The 21,836-nt window shown below is 70.5% G+C and carries 14 protein-coding genes and 4 tRNA genes; 12 read left to right on the top strand and 6 right to left on the bottom strand.

Going from position 1 to position 21,836, the window contains the following annotated elements; all coding sequences use genetic code 11:
* Positions 1–25 precede the first annotated feature (25 nt).
* Together ACWDGI_RS19975 and ACWDGI_RS19970 are read right to left on the bottom strand one after the other, a co-directional pair.
* A complete protein-coding gene (locus tag ACWDGI_RS19975) occupies positions 26–3,109 on the bottom strand; it encodes an FG-GAP repeat domain-containing protein (RefSeq protein ID WP_450760701.1) in 3,084 nt (1,027 codons plus the stop codon).
* A 204-nt stretch (positions 3,110–3,313) separates the two neighbouring features.
* The gene (locus ACWDGI_RS19970; protein ID WP_450760700.1) at positions 3,314–5,482 is read right to left on the bottom strand and encodes a DEAD/DEAH box helicase; all 2,169 of its coding nucleotides are present in this window, start codon (positions 5,480–5,482) and stop codon (positions 3,314–3,316) included.
* Positions 5,483–5,794: 312 nt separating this feature from the next.
* Between ACWDGI_RS19970 and ACWDGI_RS19965 the strand changes: the two genes are divergently transcribed.
* Complete coding sequence (locus ACWDGI_RS19965; protein ID WP_450760698.1) at positions 5,795–5,938, top strand: hypothetical protein; 144 nt, start codon at positions 5,795–5,797, stop codon at positions 5,936–5,938.
* A 14-nt stretch (positions 5,939–5,952) separates the two neighbouring features.
* Here the strand turns inward: ACWDGI_RS19965 and ACWDGI_RS19960 are convergent, their stop codons facing one another.
* Both ACWDGI_RS19960 and ACWDGI_RS19955 read right to left on the bottom strand, forming a co-directional pair.
* Entirely contained in the window at positions 5,953–6,477 is a 525-nt protein-coding gene (locus ACWDGI_RS19960) for a hypothetical protein (RefSeq protein WP_450760696.1), read from the bottom strand.
* Positions 6,478–6,640: 163 nt separating this feature from the next.
* Positions 6,641–6,994 (bottom strand): metallopeptidase family protein, encoded by a 354-nt coding sequence (locus tag ACWDGI_RS19955; protein WP_450760694.1) that lies wholly within the window; start codon positions 6,992–6,994, stop codon positions 6,641–6,643.
* Between the two features lie 172 nt (positions 6,995–7,166).
* Between ACWDGI_RS19955 and ACWDGI_RS19950 the strand changes: the two genes are divergently transcribed.
* The 9 genes from ACWDGI_RS19950 (at position 7,167) to ACWDGI_RS19910 (ending at position 17,668) form a co-directional block, all read left to right on the top strand.
* Positions 7,167–8,735, top strand: coding sequence for a metallophosphoesterase family protein (locus ACWDGI_RS19950; RefSeq protein ID WP_450760692.1), 1,569 nt, complete (start codon positions 7,167–7,169; stop codon positions 8,733–8,735).
* Between the two features lie 80 nt (positions 8,736–8,815).
* Positions 8,816–8,888 (top strand) — tRNA-Glu (locus tag ACWDGI_RS19945).
* A 37-nt stretch (positions 8,889–8,925) separates the two neighbouring features.
* A tRNA-Asp gene (locus tag ACWDGI_RS19940) sits at positions 8,926–9,000 on the top strand.
* A 24-nt stretch (positions 9,001–9,024) separates the two neighbouring features.
* A tRNA-Phe gene (locus ACWDGI_RS19935) sits at positions 9,025–9,098 on the top strand.
* Between the two features lie 262 nt (positions 9,099–9,360).
* Positions 9,361–12,219: a PKD domain-containing protein gene (locus ACWDGI_RS19930; protein WP_450760690.1), complete on the top strand. Its 2,859-nt coding sequence runs from the start codon at positions 9,361–9,363 to the stop codon at positions 12,217–12,219.
* 72 nt (positions 12,220–12,291) lie between these two features.
* Positions 12,292–12,684: a hypothetical protein gene (locus tag ACWDGI_RS19925; protein ID WP_450760688.1), complete on the top strand. Its 393-nt coding sequence runs from the start codon at positions 12,292–12,294 to the stop codon at positions 12,682–12,684.
* Positions 12,685–13,061: 377 nt separating this feature from the next.
* Positions 13,062–17,006, top strand: coding sequence for an ATP-dependent RNA helicase HrpA (gene hrpA / locus ACWDGI_RS19920; RefSeq protein ID WP_450760686.1), 3,945 nt, complete (start codon positions 13,062–13,064; stop codon positions 17,004–17,006).
* Between the two features lie 93 nt (positions 17,007–17,099).
* Positions 17,100–17,174, top strand: a tRNA-Asp gene (locus tag ACWDGI_RS19915).
* Between the two features lie 302 nt (positions 17,175–17,476).
* On the top strand, positions 17,477–17,668 hold the full coding sequence (locus ACWDGI_RS19910; RefSeq protein WP_450760684.1) for a DUF6274 family protein: 192 nt from the start codon (positions 17,477–17,479) through the stop codon (positions 17,666–17,668).
* Positions 17,669–18,194: 526 nt separating this feature from the next.
* On the opposite strand, the gene bldC is transcribed toward ACWDGI_RS19910, so the two are convergent.
* Positions 18,195–18,401 (bottom strand): developmental transcriptional regulator BldC, encoded by a 207-nt coding sequence (gene bldC, locus ACWDGI_RS19905; RefSeq protein ID WP_003949541.1) that lies wholly within the window; start codon positions 18,399–18,401, stop codon positions 18,195–18,197.
* A 607-nt stretch (positions 18,402–19,008) separates the two neighbouring features.
* Complete coding sequence (locus ACWDGI_RS19900) at positions 19,009–19,851, bottom strand: hypothetical protein (RefSeq protein ID WP_450760682.1); 843 nt, start codon at positions 19,849–19,851, stop codon at positions 19,009–19,011.
* 235 nt (positions 19,852–20,086) lie between these two features.
* On the opposite strand from ACWDGI_RS19900, the gene ACWDGI_RS19895 reads away from it, so the two are divergent.
* On the top strand, positions 20,087–21,178 hold the full coding sequence (locus ACWDGI_RS19895) for a Leu/Phe/Val dehydrogenase (RefSeq protein WP_450760681.1): 1,092 nt from the start codon (positions 20,087–20,089) through the stop codon (positions 21,176–21,178).
* A 300-nt stretch (positions 21,179–21,478) separates the two neighbouring features.
* Positions 21,479–21,739 carry a DUF3073 domain-containing protein gene (locus ACWDGI_RS19890; RefSeq protein ID WP_351937593.1) on the top strand — a complete coding sequence of 87 codons (261 nt, stop codon included), beginning with the start codon at positions 21,479–21,481 and terminating at the stop codon, positions 21,737–21,739.
* Positions 21,740–21,836: the final 97 nt, after the last annotated feature.

Here is a 21,836-nt window from a genome sequence, read left to right as displayed (position 1 = left end):
GCTCTGGAACCCTCTGGAAACAGGGCTAGAAGAGGCCCTTGTAGCCCTGCCAGCCCGTCCCGATCTTCACCCGGGCCGCGAACGTGCCCTTGCCGGTCCCGGTCTGCCGGTACAGGTTGCCCGCCGTGTCCCGCATGACCAGGTCGCTCTTCCCGTCCCCGGTGATGTCCCCGACGCCCACGACCGCGTTGTACGACGAGCCCCACCCGGTGGCGATCTTCACCCGGCCGCCGAAGCCGCCCTTGCCGGTGCCGTAGTACCGGTACAGGTTGTTCGCCTTGTCCTGCGCGACCAGGTCGCCGACCCCGTCGCCGTTCAGGTCCCCGGCGCCGACGACCTTCTTGTACGTCTTCCAGTTGTCGTACAGCTTCACGCGGGCGGAGAGCTTGGCCGTGCTCGTCGTCCTGTACAGGTACACCGCGCCGGTCGCGGAGTTGCGGGCGATCAGGTCGGGGCGGCCGTCCTTGTTCAGGTCGCCGGGCGAGGTGAGGACGTCGTACTGGTTCCAGCCGCTCGTGCCGAGGCTCCAGGACCCCGTCGACGGGGTGATTGCCGCGCCGCAGTCGGGCAAGTAGACGCGCAGCTCACCGCTGGGCAGGCGCACCAGTACATCGTCGCAGCGGTCCTCGTTCAGGTCACCGAACGGCACGGCGACCGTTTTCGTCGACCAGCCGTTCCCGGAGACCTTCCCGGCGAAACCGCCCTTGCCCGTCCCCTTCTGGAAGGTCATCGTGCCCGAGGAGTTGAGCGTGAGCAGATCACCGAAACCATCGGCGCCCACGTGGTCGTGCCGCACCGGAGTCCCCCTGTTGACCCGCACCGAGCCGGTCACCTGGAGCGGCGCCCCGGCGCCGTCGGCGGGGGTGACGGACAGCGTCCACCCGTACGCCCCGTTCGCCACCGGCACATCCCCGGGCGCCTTCCGGTCCATCGCGGACCAGCCCACCGTCAGCGCGCCTCGCGTCTCACCGCCGTCCGCCGTGTCGACGACCTCGCCGGTCGCCTCGGAACGCACGGTGAGCTTCCAGCCGGACGCCGGCTTCGACAACAGCACGCTCGTCAGCGTGTCCGGCGCCGTGTCGACCGTGCGCGGGGCGACGATCGTCGCGCTCCGAGCGGGCGAGAGCAGCCGCAGGGGCTGCTGGGGCACCCCGGACGGTACGAGGCGTACCTGCTCCCTGGCGTCCACATAGGCCGCGTTGGCGCCGGACTCGTCGACCGTCCAGCGCACGTCCCGCTGCGAGACCCCGGTGTCGGGCAGGTCGCCGATCACCCGGCTGACGGGGGTCCCGTCGGCGACGGTCGTCGACACCAGCTTCCCGGCCGCCTTGTCGTGCGTGACGACATACCCGTCGCCGAGCTTGGCCTCGTCGGCCGGGACGGACACGGACTTCTTGGCCGTACGGTCGTACACCCCGGCCCGGTCGCCGCAGTTCCAGTACAGCCAGCGCCCCAGCGCCTGGAGTTCGGTGGGTGCGCAGCCGGCGTCGGTGGTGACGGTCTCGACCGTCTTCCGCTGCGTCAGGTCGTACGCGGTGACGGTGCCGGGGGTCGCACCCGGCGTCCACAACGTGTCCCCGGAGAGGGCGGCGGGGCCGGGGGTGCGGGTGAGGACCGGGGTGAGGCTGCCGCCGACGATCCCGTAGACGGACTGCTTTTGGGACGTCGTGTGGATCAGGTAGGTGCCGGAGGCGTCGGTGATCCGTCCGCCGGCCGGGACCTGGGTCTCCCAGTACTGACGGGGTTCGGCGACCGTGATCCGGTCCGACCCGCTCGCACCGCGCTGGAGCGACGCGACCCGCCCGCCCGGCATGCCGAACAGCTGCGAGCAGCCGAGGTCCGTCCCCGCGCAGGTACCCAGCCGGGTGGTGATCCCGTCGAGCGAGGTGCGCACCCCGAATGTCGGCGTCCCGGTCGCGGCGACGGTCCGGGCGTAGGCGTCCCGGACTTCGAGGACACTCGCGTCGCCGACGACCAGCGTCCCCTGGTCCAGGGACAGCCCCTGAATCTTGTACGGCGGCTTGGGCAGCGCCTTGATCTGGGTCACCGTCGGCTCGCCGCCCGGGCCCGGCTGGATGCGCTGGACGCCCCAGTCGTCCGCGGCGGCGCCGGTACGGCCGATCGCCAGGGCACCGCCGTCGGAGGCGGCGGCGATGCCGCCGTCCGACGCGGGCAGCAGGGTCCTCGCGGGACCGCCGGCGATCGGCTGGGCGATCACCGCCGTACCGGGCTGGGTCAGCAGCCAGTCGCCGACGACCGCGAGGCCGGTCGCGGGCAGCGTGCCGCCGCCGGCCAGCGTCACCGCGACCGGGGCGGCGGACAGGTCGGTGCGGGAGTACACCTGGACCGTGGGGTCGTTCGTGTTGAAGAGGACGACGTGGTCGGGGGTGACCTGGGCGTTGAGGTAGACCTTGGCGGTGGGCGGGGTCCACGCCCGCACCTGCCCCGTGTGCCGGTCGACCATGACCGAGGTGTACGACCCGCCGCCGGTCCGTCCGGCGAGGAAGAGCAGCCCGTCCGCGTCGCCGCCCTTGGGCTGTCCGAGCACGTATCCGTCGGGCACCCCGGTCACCGGCACGTCACGCGTGCTGCCGTCGTCCTGCGGCAGCAGCAGATGCATCTCGCGGGTCGCCGTGCCGTTCCCGTCGGGCACCTGCCGGTAGGCGACCGCCAGGTCGGCGTAGGCCTTGAGCAGCGAGAGCCCCTCGGGCATGCGGATCGTCCGGGTGGTGCCGTCGGCCGCGTTCCACAGGTCGACCCGGCCGTCGGCGTACCTGTACACGAGGACGTCACCGCCGGCGGTCGAGTAGCCGGTGTAGCCGGCCGGGTGGACCACCGGCACCGAAACTCCGGTGGAGTAGCGCGTCCAGACCAGTCCCGCGCCCTCCAGACTGTGGAACACGCCCTGGTCACCGGCACCGTCGTGGCCGCTGTACGTCGACTTCCCGTAGAGCGCCCCGGACGTGTACGTGCCGCGCAGCGTCGGCGGTACGACCGTCTCCTGAGCGGTGTCGGCCGTCGCCGACGGGGCCGGCAGCAGTGGGCTCAGGGCTGCCGCCAGTACGGCGGTCGCGGCGATGAGGCGCAGGCGTGCAGGGGCATGACGCACCACGAAGAGTCCCTCCCCAGGAACGGAGACGGGTTCGGCGCCGCTCACTCCGACGCCCTCGGCCCCCCGGCCTGCTCACCCGCCACATAAGTGCGCTGATCTTACAGTCACTTGACAGGTTCGCGTCCCGCCGTTCCGGACGCGTCACAGCGAAGGGCCCGTACGACAGATCGTCGTACGGGCCCTTGCTCAGCTCACTCGGTGTCAGCCGTTGCGCTTCCAGCGCGGCTTGTCATCGCGGCGGAAGGAGCTGGAGCCGGTGCCGCGGTGGTCGTCCCGGCGGCCGTAGGGGCGGTCGTGGCCGCCGCTGCGGAAGCCCGGACGGTCGTCACGGTGGTCGCGGTTGAAGGGACGGTCGCTGCCCCGGTGGCCGGACGGACGGTCGTCGCGGCGGAAGCCGCCACGGTCGCCGCCGTCACGACGGTCGTCCCGGCGGAAACCGCCCGACGGACGGTCATCGCGACGCTCGAAGGAACGGCCACCACGGTCACCGTCACGACGGTCGTCCCGGCGGTCGTCCCGGCGGAAGCCACCCGACGGACGCTCGTCACGACGGTCGAAGGAACGGGCACCGCGGTCGTCCCGACGGAAGCCGCCCGACGGACGCTCGTCGCGGCGGAAGCCGCCACGGTCACCGCCGTCACGACGGTCGTCCCGGCGGAAACCACCCGACGGACGGTCATCGCGACGCTCGAAGGAACGGCCACCACGGTCACCGTCACGACGGTCGTCCCGGCGGAAGCCGCCGGAGGGACGCTCGTCACGGCGGTCACGGCGCTCGTAGTTGCCCCGCTCGTCACGCTGCTGACGCGGACGCTCGTACGAGGAGGACTCCTGACGGGCCTGCGCCTCGGCGGCCGGCTGCTCCGCCACCTCGGCCTCGGCCTCGGCGACGGCAGCGGCCTCGGCCACCGCGGTCTCCGGGTCCTCGCCACGCTCGCGGGCGGCACGGACGACCAGACGGTCGGCCTCCTCGCGCAGCTCCGCGGCCCGGCGCTGCGCCCGCTCCAGCTCCTTGGTGAGCTGGGTGACCTCGCGCTCGGCCTGCTGCGCCGCGTTGCCCGCGGACTCGGCCTGGACCTCGGTCATCGAACGGGCGCCGGTGATCTCGGCGACCTCGGGCTCGAAGGCCGTACCGGAGTTGATGATGTGACGGCCGGCGTCGACGCCCGCGTCCTCCATCAGCCGGAAGATCTGGCGGCGCTGGTGCGGCAGGGAGAGGGAGACGACGGTTCCGGTACGACCGGCGCGGGCCGTGCGGCCGGCGCGGTGCAGGTAGTCCTTGTGGTCGCCGGCCGGGTCCACGTTCAGGACCAGGTCGATGCCGTCGACGTGGATGCCGCGGGCGGCGACGTCGGTGGCGACGAGTGCGTTGACGTACCCGTCCTTGAAGTCGGCCAGCGTCCGGGTGCGGGCGCCCTGGGTCATGCCACCGTGCAGCGCGTCGGCCTTCACACCGGCGTCGCGCAGCTGCTCGGCGATCCGGTCCGCGCCCAGCTGGGTGCGGACGAAGATGATCGTGCGGCCCTTGCGGGAGGCGATCGCGGCGGTGACCGGCGCCTTGTCCTTGGGCTTCACGATGAGGATGTGGTGGGACATCGTCGTGACGTTGCCCTGGGCGCTGTCGACCTCGTGGGTGACCGGGTCGGCCAGGTAGCGCTTGACCAGCGTGGAGATCTCGTTCTCCATCGTGGCCGAGAACAGCATGCGCTGGCCGCCGGCCGGGACCTGGTCGAGCAGCTCGGTGACCTCGGGCAGGAAGCCCAGGTCGGACATCTGGTCGGCCTCGTCGAGAACGGCGATCTGCACGTCCTCCAGGGAGCAGGCGCCGCGGTTGATGATGTCGCGGAGACGGCCCGGGGTGGCGACGAGGATGTCGACGCCGCGCTCCAGGGCGTAGATCTGGTTGCCCATGGACGTACCGCCGCAGACGACCTTCATCTTAAGGCCGAGGACGTCGCCGTAGGGCTGCAGGGCGTCCGCGACCTGCATGGCCAGCTCACGGGTCGGGGTGAGGATGACGGCGCGGGGCCGCTTCTTCTCGGTACGGCCGCCGGCCAGCGTGGCCAGGGTGGGCAGACCGAAGGAGAGGGTCTTGCCGGAGCCGGTGCGGCCACGGCCGAGGATGTCCTTGCCGGCCAGGGCGTCCGGGATGGTCGCGGCCTGGATGGGGAAGGGGGTGGTCACACCGTTCTGCGCGAGCTTGCGCACGACGCCCTCGGGGAGACCGAGGTCGGCGAAGGTGATCTGAGGGGTGTCGGTGGTGTCAGTGGTGTCGGTGGTGTCAGCGGTCTCCTCGGAGACCTGGGTCACCAGCTCGTTGTCCTCGTTGTTCTCGGACACGACGAACTGATCAGTACTGGACACGGACATGCGAATGCGAAACCTTCCGGAGTCTCTTCGGCACGCGCCCGTCAACTCCGTGATTCGCTCACGACCGCCTCAATGCGGTCCGCCACGGCAAGGGAGAGTACGCGCCACACGGCGCGCTCTGCGGTGGCGCCGGGCAAATGGGATCAAACGATCTACCACCATACGCACCCAACACCCCTCAAGGCAAACCGCCCCCCAAACCCGCAGCTCACACACCACACGCCCGTCCTCCGCCGCCCGATTTTCCGCCCGTCTCGACGGCGTCGGCCCCCGCGGCGCTCTCCGGCGGCACCGGAACCACCGTCGCTCGTGGTGCCGGACACAGTGGTGCCCGTCGCGGCACCGGCGCTCGTCGCGGCGAAGACCGAGCCGTCGCTCGTGGTGCCGGACACACCGGCGCTCGTCGCGGCGAAGGCCAAGCCGTCGCTCGTCGTGGTCAGGCCACCGGTGCCCTGAGGGCCGACGGTGACCTACGCCGGCGTCCCCGCCTCCGGTGCCGGCTCGCGTTGCATCAGCTGGGGCCCCGTGTCCTCGTGCGCCGACGAGGACGGCTCGGCGGACGGCGGGTCCGTGGCCGGCGGTGGCGGTGTCGGTGAGTCCGGCGGTGGCGTGGGGGAGGCCGCCGGCGGCGTGGGCGACGCCGGCGCCCCCGAAGGTCCGGCCGGTACCCCCGGCGCCACGCTCTTCCCCGGCTTCACCGGCACCGTCGGCCCCGCACTCGCGCCCTTCGTCGGCTTGGCGGACGCCGACCCGGACTCCCCCGGCTTCGGCTTCCCCCCATGCCCCCGCTTCCCGTCGGCCGCCGCACCGCCGTACCCCGCACCGCCCTCGCCGGACACCCCGGTACCTCCGTCGGCCTCGTCACCGTCCCGGTGCCCGGCGGAGTGCGACGGCTTGGCCTTCCCCGCGTCGTCCCCGACGTTCACACAGCCCGCGGCGGCCGCGACGGCCATCACGGTGACGGCCAGACGGACGGGTACGTACAAGGGGCGCACGGCGGCCACCTCCGGGGGCGAAGAAAGAAGTCAACCTCCCCAACTCCCGCCGCCCACAAGAGGACACGCAACCGAGGCGTCACCCGCACCGGTGCATCACCCGCGTCACGGCGTCACCCGCGCGCAGGGGCGCGCGCCGGCCCCGCCGGCCCCGGTTCACCCCTCACCCGTACCCCAGCGCATGCAGCCGCGCGTCGTCGATGCCGAAGTGATGGGCGATCTCGTGGACCACGGTCACCTCGGTCTCCGCGACGACCTCCTCGCGCGACTCGCACATCCGCAGCGTCGGCCCGCGGTAGATGGTGATCCGGTCCGGCAGCACGCCCGCGTACCACTCCCCGCGGTCGGTCAGCGGAGTCCCCTCGTACAGCCCGAGCAGCTCAGGGTCGGACGGGTCGTCGGGCTCGTCCTCGACGAACACCGCCACGTTGTCCATCAGCCGGGTCAGCTCCGGCGGGATCCGGTCGAGCGCCTCGGCGACCAGTTCCTCGAACTCCTCGCGCGTCATCTCCAGCACAGGCCCATTGTCCGGCACGGAACGCCCGTACGAGAGTCGCGAACCCCACCGGCATCGGGGCCGCGAACCCCCGAGAGGCGGGCCACGAACCCCCGGCATCCGGGGCGTGAGCCCCCGACATCCGGCCAACCACCGTCGCATACGCGCCCGCAATCCTGGGCATACGGCACCAATGGCCCGCGTCCGAGCCCGTGCCCATGCCCGCCTGCCCGATCTGGAACTCGCCCCCGATGCCCACGCGCCGCCTGTCTGGATCCGCGTCCTCGGCCTGATAACCGTCGTGCTCGTCGGCGCCTGGCTCGGCCTGCTGGTCGTCGGGAACGTACGGGCCCAGGTCGGCCCGATGGACACGACGATGACCCTGCGTCCGTCCCTGCACGGCGGCACGAAGATCAATGTCTCCCCGCTGGGCGCCCTCTACCTGGACACCCACTCCGCACCGGTCCGCCTGGACGTCAACGTCGACCAGCTCGACCCGGTCCGCTCCCAGGCGCTCGTCGACCACCCCGAGCGTCTCGCCGGTCTCCAGGACGAGGTCGCCCACGACGTCGAGCGCGGCACCCTCGACGTGGCCGTACGCTCCTGCGTGGCCGTCGTCTGCGGCGCCACCGCCCTCGGCCTCGCCGTCTACCGCCGCCCGCGCCGCGCCCTGACCGCCGGTGGGCTCGCCCTCGCCCTGCTCGCCACCTCCGGCGTGACCGCGTACGCCACCTGGAACCCCAAATCGGTCCTGGAACCGAGGTTCTCCGGCCTGCTCTCCTCGGCCCCCGCCCTGGTCGGCAACGCGCGCAGCATCGTCACCGAATTCGACGTCTACCAGAAGGAACTGGCGCGCCTGGTGACCAATGTGACGAAGCTGTACGACGCCACCTCCACGCTCCCCGCCTACGCACCGGACCCGACCACCCTGCGCGTCCTGCACGTCTCCGACATCCATCTCAACCCGGCGAGCTGGAAGATCATCGCCTCGCTGGTGGAGCAGTACAAGGTGAATGTGATCGTGGACTCCGGCGACACCATGGACCACGGCATCGCGGCGGAGAACGGCTTCCTGGACCCGATCGCCGACCTGGGCGTGCCGTACGTCTGGGTCCGGGGCAACCACGACTCGAGGATCACCCAGCGTTATCTGTCCCGGATGAAGAACGTGCACGTCCTGGACGACGGCCGCGCCGAGACGATCGCCGGGCTGCGCTTCGCCGGGATCGGCGATCCCCAGTTCACGCCCGACCGCTCCGCCGTGCCGGGCGGCGACACGGCGGAGGAACAGGCCGGGGACCGTCTGGCCACGGCCCTGCGCGAGCAGCGGGCGGCCGACACCCCCGTGGACGTGGCCATCGCCCATGAACCGACGGCCGCGCGGATGACGGACGGCGAGGTGCCCCTGGTCCTGGCGGGCCACATCCACCACGAACAGACCGAGATCCTGCCGCACGGCACCCGTCTCCGGGTGGAGGGCTCCACGGGCGGCAGCGGTCTGCGCGCGGTCGAGGGCAAGTACCCGGACCCCATCGAGGCCTCGATCCTCTACTTCGACCGCGACACCCGCCGGCTCCAGGCCTGGGACGAGATCAAACTGGGCGGTCTGGGCGAGACGACGGCCGAGGTCAGCCGTCACCTCCCGGAAGACGCGTTCGACCAGCGGCCCCGCCGCGGGCAGCCGGGCGTCACTCCCTATCCCTCGGGGAGCCCGTCACCCTCAGGAAGCACACCGGGCGCCCCGACGCCCTCGGGGCCGTAAACCGTTTTGGCGATACTCCCCGCCATCCCATATGCTTCTCACGTCCCCGACGCGCTGAGAAGCGCCCAGGCGGGCCGATAGCCCTCATCGTCTAGCGGCCTAGGACGCCGCCCTTTCAAGGCGGTAGCACGGGTTCGAATCCCGTTGGGGGCACGCAAGATCGTGTGCGACACTGTTGCACGCAAAGCTTGGTCCTGTGGAGCAGTTTGGAGTGCTCGCCACCCTGTCAAGGTGGAGGCCGCGGGTTCAAATCCCGTCAGGACCGCTGGGGTTTCACGTGAAACCTCGTGGCTGGGTAGCTCAGTTGGTACGAGCGATCGCCTGAAAAGCGATAGGTCGCCGGTTCGACCCCGGCCCCAGCCACAATGAACAGCCCCTCCGGGATTCCGGAGGGGCTGTTTTCATGCCCCAAGGGCCTCGCGGATCCGGCGCTCTGTCGGCCGACTCCGTTTTGGGCAAGACCGGGGCGGAGCATGGCGTTCCTTTGAGATCGCCCTGAGACCATGACGGCTGCATGTCAACGCCGAGCCGAACCGCCCCTGGTCCCAACCGGTCGTATCCCCAGGATCGTTCGTCCTCTCCGGCGATCTCGTGACCGCGCCCGCGTACGCTCCGTGGAGACCCCATGCACAGACCTCGCCCCGCCGTCGGGCTGTCCCTCGCCGCGATCGCCGTAGCGGGGGTGATGAGCGGCTGGGGGACCGGGGCGGCCGTGGCCGATCCGGGGTCCGACCGGACGCTGTACGTGAACCATGACGTGGCGTGCAGCGACACCGGAACGGGGACGCAGAGCCTGCCCTTCTGCAGGGTGCAGGCCGCGGCGGACGTGGTGGAGCCGGGGGACACGGTTCGGATCCTGTCGCCGAACGACCGCCCGTACTCGGAAGCGGTGACGCTGACCCGCTCGGGCACCGGCGACGCGCCGATCACCTTCAGCGGGGTGCCGAGCGCCTCCACCACATGGGCCCAGCTGGCGGCGCCCGGCTCCGCGCCGGCGCTGACCCTCCACGCGGTGCACGACGTGCGGGTCGAATCGCTGATGTTCGGGTACGACGGCAACGACGCGGTGGTGTCGACGGGATCCGACCACGTCACCCTCGACCGGCTGTCCTTCATGCGCGCCCCCGTGCCGGGTGGCGTCGGTGCGGGGACCGCGATCACCGTGGACGGCACGTCTTCGGACGTGACCGTGTCACGGAACTCGATCGGCAACGGGTACGCGTACGGCGTACGAGCGGAGCAGGGCGCTGCCCGGGTCACCGTGACAACCAACATCATCAGCGACCCGCGGCTGGGCGGGATCACCACGAGCGGGACGACCGACGCGGACGTCACGAGCAACTCGCTCCTCTCGCCGTGCGCCCCCGGGATCTCGCTGGACGGCGGGAGTTCCGGCGCCGTCGAGAACAACGTGGTCGAGTCCTTGAAGGAGCTTCAGAGCAGCACGTGTCCGTCGCCCACCGCTCCCCTCTACGCAGTGTCGGACGACTCGGCGGGACAGGTCACCGCCGACTACAACGTGGCGGCGAACGGCATGGGGAGTGCCACGAGCCAGCGTCCCGAATACGCCTGGGCAGGCACCCCCTACGCCACCACCGCGGCCCTTCGGAACGCGACCGGACAGGGCGCGCACGACATCGACGGGCTCGGCGTGAACTCCCTCGCGGCACCGCTCGAACACTCCCCCCTCGTCGACTCGGCGAACGCCGGCGCGCCCGGCGAGCTGAGCACCGACTCCGTGGGGCACCCGCGCGCCGACGACCTGCTCGTCGCCGACACCGGCACCGGCACGACGGCTCCGGACCGAGGCGCCCTCGAACGGGAGGACGTCATCACGATCCCCGGCGCCGCCTACCCGCCGAGCGGGATCGCCCCGTTCACCACCTGGGTGACGGCCGACGCCGTCAGTTCCTGGGGCGAGGCGCTCACGTACTCCGTCGACTTCGGGGACGGCAGCCCACCCGCCACCGGCGCACCGGGCACCCGCATCACGCACGCCTACACCACGCCCGGCAACTACCTCGCCCGCATCACCGTCACCGACACCGACGGGACGACCAAGACCGGTGGCAGCTGGACGAAGGCGGGTACGGCCACGCCGCCGCCCGCCTCGCTGTCCGCAACAGCCATGACCGCGGACAACGGGGAGACCAACGCGGGCTTCGCGCAGTTCACCGCTCCGGAGTCGGCGGAAGCGTGGGAGGTGCTCAGCAGGGTCGTGGACTTCGGCGACGGCAGCCAGGAGAGCATGGGCGACGGGACCCAGGTGACGGTTCACCAGTACATGGCTCCCGGCCCCCACACCGCCACCCTGACGCAGACCGACCTGTTCGGCCGTACCACCACCGCCACGACGACCTTCCACGCCGCGGACGCCTTCGTCGCCGTGACCCCGCAGTACGACACCGAGAAGACGATCGCCGCCCACGGAGTCCTCAAGCTGTCGGCGGCCACTCTGCGCGCGGACTCCGACGGCGTCGACGCCGCCCAGCTGCAGATCGTCACCAGCGCCGCCAAGGCGAGCGGCTCGCTCACCCTCTACACCGTCGGCACCGCCCGTCCCGGCACCTCCACCATCGCCTTCGAGCCCGGCCGGACGGCGCTCGACGAGGCGACGGTCAAGGTCACCCCGACCGGTTCGGTCGACATCTACAACGGCAGCACCGGTGCGGTCACGGTCAATGTCGCCACGGTCGGCCTCCAGTCGCACGCGCAGTACGCCGACACCTACCACCCGGTCTCTCCGCTCCGGCTGCTCGACACCCGCAACGGCACCGGCGGCAGCACCGGTCCGGTCGCCGGCGGACACTCGGTCACGCTGCCGGTCGGCGGCACCCACGGGGTCCCGGCAGGGGCGTCGGCGGTGGTCCTGAACACCACCGCGACCAGCACCAAGTCGTCCGGCAGCCTGGTCCTCTCCACGCACGGCGCCACCGGCTCCAGCCTGACCGGCCCGTACTGGACCACCGGGCAGACCGCCTCCGCCCAGATCGTGCTCCCCCTGAAGGACGGCAAGGTCGTGCTGCGCAACGCCGGCAAGGGCTCGGCACAGCTCGTCGCGGACCTCGCCGGCTGGTACGGCGCCCCCGCGGGCGGCTCCGAGTTCCTGCCGGTCACCCCCGCCCGCGTCCTCAACACCCACACCGGCACCGGCGCCGGAAAGATCGCCAAGATCGCCGCCCACGCCACCCTCAAGCTCAAGGTCACCGGCGCCCACGGAGTCCCGGCCACCGGGGTCACCGCCGTCGACCTGAATCTCACGGTGCCCTCCCCGTCCGGCAACGGCTACCTCGTCGCCTACGCCGACGGCACACCGCGCCCCGGCGTGTACTCCCTGAACTTCACCAAGGGACACACCGCGGCCAACCGCGCACTGGTCAAGGTCGGCACCGACGGCGAGATCGACCTCTACAACGCCGGCACCGGCCCGGTGGACGTCTGTGCCGACCTACTGGGCGATTACGACGTCTTCCCGGCGGGCTGACCTGATCTCCTTGGCGGCGGGACCGCTCGGCGCTAGGTTCTGGCGGGTCGACACGTCATCAGGGTGGGGAAGATGAGCCGGGACCAGGACATACAGCTGGAGAAGGACCGCGCGAGATACGGCCTGCTCGCCGTCGTCATCAGCAACCTCGCGATCGCCGGGGTCGCGGTCTTCGGGGTCTGGCGGCTGAGCGGCGACACGTCGGTGATCATCGGCGTGCTCTCCGCCGCGTTCACCGCCGTGAGCAGCATGACCACGGCATACCTGGGGATCAAGGCGGTGTCCAACACGGCAAAGTCGATGGCCGCCGCCGCCTCGGCCCCCGCCGCCCACACCACCCCACCAGCCCCGGCCGCCCCCACCGCCACCGCGCCCACGACGCCGACCGTGCCCACCACCCCTGGCACCACCGCACCCACGACTTCGACCGCGCCCACCACCGCGCCCACGCAGCGCACCCAGTAACCGCCCACAGGCACCCCGAACCACCCGCCACCGCACCGCCCCACCCGCCAGCAGGTCCGCCGACCCCGGCCGTGCCCGCCGCCGCTGCCTCACCGTGCCCGCCGCCGCTGCCTCACCGTGCCCACGCAGCGCACCCAGCGCCGGCCACGGGCACCCCCGAACCACCGCCTCCGCCCCGCCTCCGCCCCGCCTCCGCCCCGCCTCCGCCCTGGCTTGACCCCGTCCCGCCGCCCCCGGCGTCGGCTCCGCCGGGGCCCCTTCGGCGGCACCCCGGTCGGCCGGCAAGGCCGGTGAAACCGGTGGACCGACCCCGGCCGAACCGCCGGAGGCAAAAGCGTTCGCCACGAATTTCCCCGAGGTGAGATCCTGGACCGCGTATGTCTACGCATCCCGCCCCCGCCCTCGGCGCTCTCGCCCCCCGCCTGACCGAGCTTTCGCTGCGCGACGCGCACCGGCTCGGGCGCAGGCTGGAAGGTGCACGCAAGATCCGTAAGCCGGAGGCCCGGGCCGCCGTCCTCGCGGAGATCGAGGCCGAGGTGGCCAGGGCCGAGGAACGGATGGCCGGCCGACGCGCCGTCGTGCCCGCCGTGTCGTACCCCGAGCAGCTGCCCGTCAGTCAGAAGAAGGACGAGATCGCGGAGGCGATACGCGATCACCAGGTCGTGATCGTCGCCGGTGAGACCGGGTCCGGGAAGACCACACAGATCCCGAAGATCTGTCTGGAACTCGGGCGCGGTGTCCGGGGAATGATCGGTCACACCCAGCCCCGCCGGATCGCCGCCCGCACCGTCGCCGAGCGGGTCGCCGAGGAGCTGCGCACGCCCCTCGGGGAGGCCGTCGGCTGGAAGGTCCGCTTCACCGACCAGGTGAACCCGGACGCCACCTTCGTCAAGCTGATGACGGACGGCATCCTGCTCGCCGAGATCCAGACCGACCGCGAGCTGCGCGCCTACGACACGATCATCATCGACGAGGCCCACGAGCGGTCCCTCAACATCGACTTCCTGCTCGGCTACCTGGCCCAGCTGCTGCCCAAGCGGCCGGACCTGAAGGTGGTCATCACCTCCGCGACCATCGACCCCGAGCGGTTCTCCCGGCACTTCGGGGACGCCCCGATCGTCGAGGTCAGCGGCCGGACGTACCCCGTGGAGGTGCGTTACCGGCCCCTCCTCGAAGAGGACGCCGAGGACGCCGACCGCGACCAGATCACCGCGATCTGCGACGCGGTCGAGGAGCTCCAGGCCGAGGGCAAGGGCGACATCCTCGTCTTCCTCTCCGGAGAGCGGGAGATCCGCGACACCGCGGACGCGCTGGAGAAGAAGAACTACCGGTTCACCGAGGTGCTGCCGCTGTACGCCCGGCTCTCGCACGCCGAGCAGCACCGCGTCTTCCAGCCGCACACCGGTCGCAGGATCGTTCTGGCGACCAACGTCGCCGAGACCTCGCTGACCGTCCCGGGCATCAAGTACGTCATCGACCCCGGCTTCGCCCGGATCAGCCGCTACAGCCACCGCACCAAGGTGCAGCGACTGCCCATCGAGGCGATCTCCCAGGCCAGCGCCAACCAGCGCAAGGGCCGCTGCGGCCGTACCAGCGACGGTGTCTGCATCCGGCTCTACGACGAGGACGACTTCCTCGCCCGCCCGGAGTTCACCGACGCCGAGATCCTGCGGACCAACCTCGCCTCCGTCATCCTGCAGATGACCGCGGCCGGCCTCGGGGACATCGAGAAGTTCCCCTTCATCGACCCGCCGGACCACCGCAACATCCGCGACGGTGTGCAGCTGCTCCAGGAGCTGGGTGCCCTGAACCCGGACGAGAAGGACACCCGCAAGCGGCTCACCGACTCCGGGCGCAAGCTCGCCCAGCTGCCCGTCGACCCGCGCCTGGCGCGCATGGTCCTGGAGGCCGACAAGAACGGCTGTGTCCGCGAGGTCATGGTCATCGCCGCCGCGCTCTCCATCCAGGACCCGCGTGAACGCCCCGCAGACAAGCAGACCCAGGCCGACCAGCAGCACGCCCGGTTCCGCGACGAGACCAGCGACTTCCTCGCCTTCCTCAACCTGTGGAAGTACATCCGCGAACAGCAGCGCGAACGCGGCTCGTCGTCCTTCCGGCGGATGTGCAAGCAGGAGTACCTGAACTTCCTGCGCATCCGGGAGTGGCAGGACATCTACAGCCAGCTGCGCACGGTCGCCAAGCAGATGGGCATCCACCTCAACGAGGAGGACGCCCCCGGCGACCGCGTCCATGTCTCGCTGCTCGCCGGCCTGCTGTCGCACATCGGCATGAAGGACGTGAAGGACGGCGCGAAGAACGAGTACCTCGGCGCCCGCAGCGCCAAGTTCGCGATCTTCCCCGGCTCGGCGCTGTTCAAGAAGACGCCCCGGTTCGTGATGTCCGCCGAACTCGTCGAGACCTCCCGCCTCTGGGCCCGGGTCAACGCGAAGATCGAGCCGGAGTGGGTGGAACCCCTCGCCGAGCACCTCCTGAAGCGGACGTACAGCGAACCGCACTGGGAGAAGGACCAGGCGGCCGTGCTGGCCTTCGAGAAGGTCACGCTGTACGGCGTGCCGATCGTCGCCCAGCGGAAGGTCAACTACGGCCGGATCGACCCGGAGACCAGCCGCGAGCTTTTCATCCGCAACGCACTGGTCGAGGGCGACTGGCGCACCCACCACAAGTTCTTCGCCGACAACCGAAGACTCCTCAGCGAGGTCGAGGAGCTGGAGCACCGGGCCCGGCGCCGGGACATCGTCGTGGACGACGACACGCTCTTCGACTTCTACGAGCAGCGGGTGCCCGACCACGTCGTCTCCGGCGCCCACTTCGACTCCTGGTGGAAGAAGAAGCGGCAGGAGCAGCCGGAGTTCCTCGACTTCGAGCGCGCGATGCTCATCCGGGAGTCGGCGGAGGCGGTCACCAAGGCCGACTACCCGGACTCGTGGCAGCAGGGGCAGCTCAGGTTCCGGGTGACGTACCAGTTCGAGCCGGGCGCGGACGCCGACGGCGTGACCCTGCACATCCCGCTCCAGGTCCTCAACCAGGTCAGGGACGAGGGCTTCGACTGGCAGATCCCGGGCCTCAGGGAAGAGGTCGTCACGGAGCTGATCCGGTCCCTGCCCAAGCCGATCCGCCGCAACTACGTCCCGGCACCGAACTTCGCCAAGCGCTTCCTGGACGCGGCGGTCCCTCTCCAGGAGCCCCTGACCACGACCATGGCCCGCGAGCTGAAGCGGATGGTCGGAGTGCCCTTCGAGGCCGAGGACTTCGACTGGGCGAAGCTCCCGGACCATCTGAGGATCACCTTCCGGATCGTCGACGAACGGCGCCGGAAGCTGGCCGAGGACAAGGACCTGGAGGCGCTGAAGATCCGGCTGAAGCCGAAGGCCCGCCAGGCCATCTCGCAGGCCGCCGCGGCCACCGCGGAGCGCGAGGGCGGCGAGTCGCTGGAGCGCACGGGCCTCACGGACTGGTCGATCGGCGCCCTCACGCGCGTCTTCGAGACCCGCCGGGCCGGCCAGCCGGTGAAGGCGTACCCGGCGCTCGTCGACGACGGCGACACCGTCTCGGTCCGCCTCTTCGACACCGAGGAGGAGCAGGCCGAGGCGATGTGGAAGGGCACCCGCAGGCTGATCCTCCGCAACATCCCGGTCAATCCCGCGAAGTTCGCCTCGGAGAAGCTCACCAACGCCCAGAAGCTGGCACTGTCCGCCAACCCGCACGGCACGATCCAGGCCCTGTTCGACGACTGCGCGATGGCGGCGGCGGACAAGCTGATCGGCGACTTCGGGGGCCCGGTGTGGGACGAGGAGTCGTACCGGAAGCTGTACGACAAGGTGCGCGCCGAGATCGTCGACACGACAATCCGCACGGTCGGTCAGGTACAGCAGGTACTGGCCGCCTGGCAGGCCTGTGAGCGCCGTCTGAAGGCCGTGGCGAGCCGCGCGCTGCTGGCAAACCTGACGGACGTCCGCAAGCAGCTGGACGCCCTGGTGAAGCCGGGCTTCGTGACGTGGGCCGGTATACGACGGCTCCCCGACCTCATGCGCTACCTGGTGGCCGCCGACCGTCGCCTCCAGCAGATGCCGACCAACGTCCAGCGGGACACCACCCGGATGGAGAAGGTCCACGAGATGCAGGACGAGTACGCCTGGCTCCTGGAGCAGCTCCCCCAGGGGCGGCCGGTGCCGCAGCAGGTGCTGGACATCCGCTGGATGCTGGAGGAGCTGCGGGTCAGCTACTTCGCGCACGCGCTGGGCACGGCGTTTCCGATCTCCGACAAACGGATCGTGAAGGCGATCGACTCGGCTGCACCGTAACCGACCGGGCACGCTGCGTGAGTTCGACCAGGACCCTCACCCTCCTGTACAGTCCTTCTCGCAGCACAGCGAAGACAAAGTGCCGCAAAACCTGGTCCTGTGGAGCAGTTTGGAGTGCTCGCCACCCTGTCAAGGTGGAGGCCGCGGGTTCAAATCCCGTCAGGACCGCATCACCCGAGAGGCCCGCATCCCCCCAAAGGACGCGGGCCTCTCGCATGTCACCCCGCCTGGACGAAGGCCGCGCCCGCGACGCAGCCGCAATCAGACACAGCAAATCCCGTCAGGACCGCATCACCCGACAGGCCCACATCCCCCCAAAGGACGCGGGCCTCTTCCGTGTTCCCCGGTGGTGCCGCCGGCCCTCCGGACGTTGGCCGGGTGCCGAGGGTGCGCTCTTGACGGGGTCACATTCGGTCGGTACCCAGAAGACAGGGCTCGCTTCCCCTCGGACCCCCTTCTGGAGGTGGCGCATGGCGGCTTCGGTGCGGCATGAGACGCGAGCCCTGTTGCGGGCCCACCTGGCGGCCGCCTCGTCGTACCGGCATCTGACCCGCCACTGCCCGGTCTGCCATCAGCTGCTGCGGCTGGCCATGGACTCCGCCCCGTGCGCCGCGGAGGTCCCCGAGGACGCCACGGAGGACGAGGGTCCCGTCGGCGCCTGAGCGGTGCCGGCCCCAACGACCGTTCCCCTGTGGGACGGTGGAGCCTCCGGCTCCATTAGCGCACCCGGGGCAGTACAAACAACCCGTGCGGTATGTGACGGGAGTCACCGCATAAGTTCCTGAAACAACGGTACTTACACCCCGCCTACAACAAGTCAATTTAATATGTGCAATTGCACCACCCTGAGGCCCCTCCCGCGGTACGCCCGCGGGCTCCCCCCGGACCCCCTCCCGCCACCTCTCCGGCCGCGTTCACAGCAGATCCGACAGGCCTCCCCAGACTCCGACAAGGCTGCTCACAGAGTCGCCGGTCATGGTCGGTCAGGCCCCATGGACGCACAAAAAAGATCGCGCTGGACCCGGCGGAGTCCAGCGCGATCTACGACGCACCCTGTGTCGCTGCCTGAGAAGTTCTGTCGGCTTGGGCGTGGGCCCTGTTGGGGCAGGTCCCGCGTCGCTCGGAGCTAGGGTTTGCGAGCACCTCGGCCAGTTGGGGGACCGGTCGGTATGCCCGCTATTCAGTTGGTCAGGCCTCGCTGCGCTGCTGCGGGATACCCGCGAGCAGCGCGCGGACCTCAGCCTCGCGGTAGCGTCGGTGTCCGCCCAGTGTGCGGATCGACGTGAGCTTGCCGGCCTTCGCCCACCGCGTGACCGTCTTGGGGTCGACGCGGAACATCGTGGCGACCTCAGCCGGGGTCAGCAGCGGCTCGGCATCAGGGGTGCGAGCGGTCATGAGCGGCCTCCTCGGGAGAACCGAACCTTCTCGGTTCTTTCCTCTAAATTCTGCACCTTGACCCGCGTTGCCCGAAATGGCGGACGCGAGTCGAGTCGGTTATAGGACGAACGGCTTGTCCTCGGCACTACAACTACACCATCCGTCCAGCCGCGTCGGCCAAACCGATGGAATTGCCCTCCCAGGTAGTCATCAGCCGCGGAAGCCGATGGACCATGCCATAGCGGACAGTCACGCCACTGTGACGATCAGTCACATGGCGATCAGGAGTCGACAGACCCCCCAAAGCAAGTGCAATGCTGAGATTCCGCCCACAGTGCACCACAAGTGGACGGAAGGAGCCCTCCCCGGACTCCTTGTCCTATTTTGGCACGAGGAGTGGCAAGAGGCGCAAGAGCCGTGTAAGTGCGGTCCGTCACCCTTGGCGCAAAAGCCCGGATCGGGACCAACGTCCCGTGCGTTCACTGAAGTGCCGTCAACGTACGTTGTTTCATGGCATCTGGGCCGTGACGTACATCACTCGGCGCTCATACGTCACCGAGGTGTCATCCGACTGTCACACCATCAGGTGACCCGACACTCAGTACGGAGCAGTCGACGTCGGCGCTCAGTTCGCGGACCGGCGGTCCCGCACCGCCCGCCAGCGCTCCACCAGCCGCCCGTACGCCTCCCCGGCCGCGACCCCGTCGCCCTGCCGCAGCGCCTCGATGCCGGCCGCCACGTCGGCCGCCGAATGGTCGTCCTCCAGATCACCGGCCCGCAGGGCGTGCACCAGGCCGCCGTAGTCCAGCTCGACCAGCGAGCGGGGATGGAACTCCTCCAGCCAGCGTCCGACGTCCACCAGGCCGTCGATCAGCGGCCCTTCGTCGATGGTGTCCTTGAGCGTGCGCAGCGCCCGGGCCACCCGCCGCCGGGCCTGCACCATCGGCGTGCGGTAGCGCAGCATCGGCGGGATCTCGCCGGTGCCCTTGTCGTACCGGCGCTCCTCGTCGGAGACCAGCACGAACCAGTTCAACGGCACCTGCCAGGTCGCCGTCCGGATCCAGGGCCGGGAGTCGGGGTTGCGGACCAGCCACCGCTCGTAGTCCATCGTGGCCTGCCGGCGGACGACCGGGGGCAGCATCGCGTCCAGGACCGTGTTCGGCAGTTCGTCGGGCAGCTCCTGCAGGGCCTGCCAGCCGCGCAGCCTGGTCCGCCACGGGCACACGCACACGACACCGTCGACCTCCAGGACGAACGCGTCGGCGCTCTCCTGCACCGGCACCGGGATCGGCGGGGTGGGCAGCAAGTCGGCCAGCGCGCGCCGGAGTTCGTCCTGATAGGAGGGCCGGTCGGAGCGGCGGGCGTAGCGCGTCCAGTGGCCGCGCTCGGGCTCCGGGAAGGCGGCCAGCGGCTCGTACACACGCAGGTACGTCGCGTAGGGGACGACCACCGAGGACACCTTGGGCACGCCTGCTCCCTCCCCATCGGACCGGGCTCGAAACCAGCGGGACCCACTACGGAGCAGCCGCGAAACCACAGCAAATCGTCCCACGCTCATACGTGCACACGCGGCGCGGGAGAGTGATCCTGAACACGGCGCGGATGGTGGGCGGGCAATAGCTCTACGCTCATGCCAGGCTCCCGCCACCCGTACGGGAGCCCCCCGCTTCCACTCGCCGCGAACACAACCGGGAGTCACCACAGTGACCGACGTTTCCACCGGCGTCCTGCACACCCTGTTCCACTCGGACCAGGGCGGTCACGAGCAAGTCGTGCTCTGCCAGGACCGCAAGACCGGCCTCAAGGCCGTCATCGCCATCCACTCCACCGCGCTGGGCCCCGCCCTCGGCGGCACCCGCTTCTACCCGTACGCCAACGAGGAGGAGGCCGTCGCCGACGCCCTCAACCTCGCGCGCGGGATGTCGTACAAGAACGCCATGGCCGGTCTGGACCACGGCGGCGGCAAGGCCGTGATCATCGGGGACCCCGATCGCGACAAGACCGAGGAGCTGCTGCTCGCCTACGGGCGGTTCGTCGCCTCGCTCGGCGGCCGCTACGTCACCGCCTGCGACGTCGGTACGTACGTCGCCGACATGGACGTCGTGGCGCGCGAGTGCCGGTGGACCACCGGGCGCTCCCCGCAGAACGGCGGCGCCGGCGACTCCTCCGTGCTCACCGCGTACGGCGTCTACCAGGGCATGCGGGCCAGTGCCCAGCACCTGTGGGGCGACCCGTCGCTGCGCGGCCGCACCGTCGGCATCGCGGGCGTCGGCAAGGTCGGCCACCACCTGGTGGAGCACCTGCTGGAGGAGGGCGCCCGGGTGGTGATCACCGACGTGCGCCGGGAGGCCGTCGGCCGGATCTCCGACCGGCACGCCCAGGTCCAGGTCGCCGCGGACACCGAAGCCCTGATCCGCGTCGAGGGCCTCGACATCTACGCGCCCTGCGCCCTCGGCGGTGCCCTCAGCGACGAGTCGGTGCCGGCGCTGACCGCCAAGGTGGTGTGCGGTGCGGCCAACAACCAGCTCGCCCACCCCGGCGTCGAGAAGGACCTCGCCGACCGCGGGATCCTCTACGCGCCGGACTACGTGGTGAACGCCGGCGGGGTCATCCAGGTCGCCGACGAGCTGCACGGGTTCGACTTCGACCGGTGCAAGGCCAAGGCGGCGAAGATCTTCGACACCACGCTGGCCATCTTCGCTCGTGCGAAGGATGACGGGATTCCGCCTGCCGCGGCGGCCGACCGGATCGCCGAACAGCGGATGCACGAAGCCGCAACGGCGGATGCACGCTGACCGAACGCCGGGTTTCCGCACGGATTTCCGGTACCCGCCGGCGGGCAGTTGGAGAGAACTCTCACGTTCGTCGGCGGGTCGCTCGCCAGGAAGTGGTTAAAATCGTCGTTGACCAGCGGGGACGGGGCGCCTCGCGGGTCGTGCAGCCAGGCGCGTGGTGCGGGCGACGTACCGTATGGGCGCGGGCTCAGGTACCGTGGAAGCCCTACGGACCGGTCTCTCCGAGGAGAGTCCGTTCCGGATCATGAACGCGTGTCAGACTCTGGGGCCGTCGAGCCCCGTCACCGAGGGGGTCGAGCCATGGGGCGCGGCCGGGCCAAGGCCAAGCAGACGAAGGTCGCCCGCCAGCTGAAGTACAACAGCGGTGGGACTGACCTGTCACGTCTGGCCAGCGAGCTGGGCGCTTCGACTTCGAGCCAGCCGCCGAATGGCGAGCCGTTCGAGGACGACGACGAGGATGACGACCCGTACGCCCAGTACGCGGATCTCTACAACGACGATGACGACGAGGACGAGGACGACCAGTCCGGGCCCCAGTCTCAACATCGTCGCGGTGCGTAATGCCCGCGGCTGCTTAGCCGTTCACATACCCGGTCCGGGGTTCTGACGCCGGACCGGGTTTTGTGCTGGCCTCACAGGGCCCGGCCCCGGACCCCGC

It is taken from the genome of Streptomyces sp. NPDC001220 (assembly GCF_053597895.1).
This window is presented reverse-complemented; position numbering and strand designations above follow the sequence as displayed.

Bases quoted from the DNA above. Each gene is read 5' to 3' on its own strand.
- ACWDGI_RS19970 (WP_450760700.1), bottom strand. From the start codon at position 5,482: ATGTCCGTGTCCAGTACTGATCAGTTCGTCGTGTCCGAGAACAACGAG.
- ACWDGI_RS19950 (WP_450760692.1), top strand. From the start codon at position 7,167: ATGGCCCGCGTCCGAGCCCGTGCCCATGCCCGCCTGCCCGATCTGGAA.
- ACWDGI_RS19930 (WP_450760690.1), top strand. From the start codon at position 9,361: ATGCACAGACCTCGCCCCGCCGTCGGGCTGTCCCTCGCCGCGATCGCC.
- ACWDGI_RS19925 (WP_450760688.1), top strand. From the start codon at position 12,292: ATGAGCCGGGACCAGGACATACAGCTGGAGAAGGACCGCGCGAGATAC.
- hrpA (WP_450760686.1), top strand. From the start codon at position 13,062: ATGTCTACGCATCCCGCCCCCGCCCTCGGCGCTCTCGCCCCCCGCCTG.
- ACWDGI_RS19910 (WP_450760684.1), top strand. From the start codon at position 17,477: ATGGCGGCTTCGGTGCGGCATGAGACGCGAGCCCTGTTGCGGGCCCAC.
- bldC (WP_003949541.1), bottom strand. From the start codon at position 18,401: ATGACCGCTCGCACCCCTGATGCCGAGCCGCTGCTGACCCCGGCTGAG.
- ACWDGI_RS19890 (WP_351937593.1), top strand. From the start codon at position 21,479: ATGGGGCGCGGCCGGGCCAAGGCCAAGCAGACGAAGGTCGCCCGCCAG.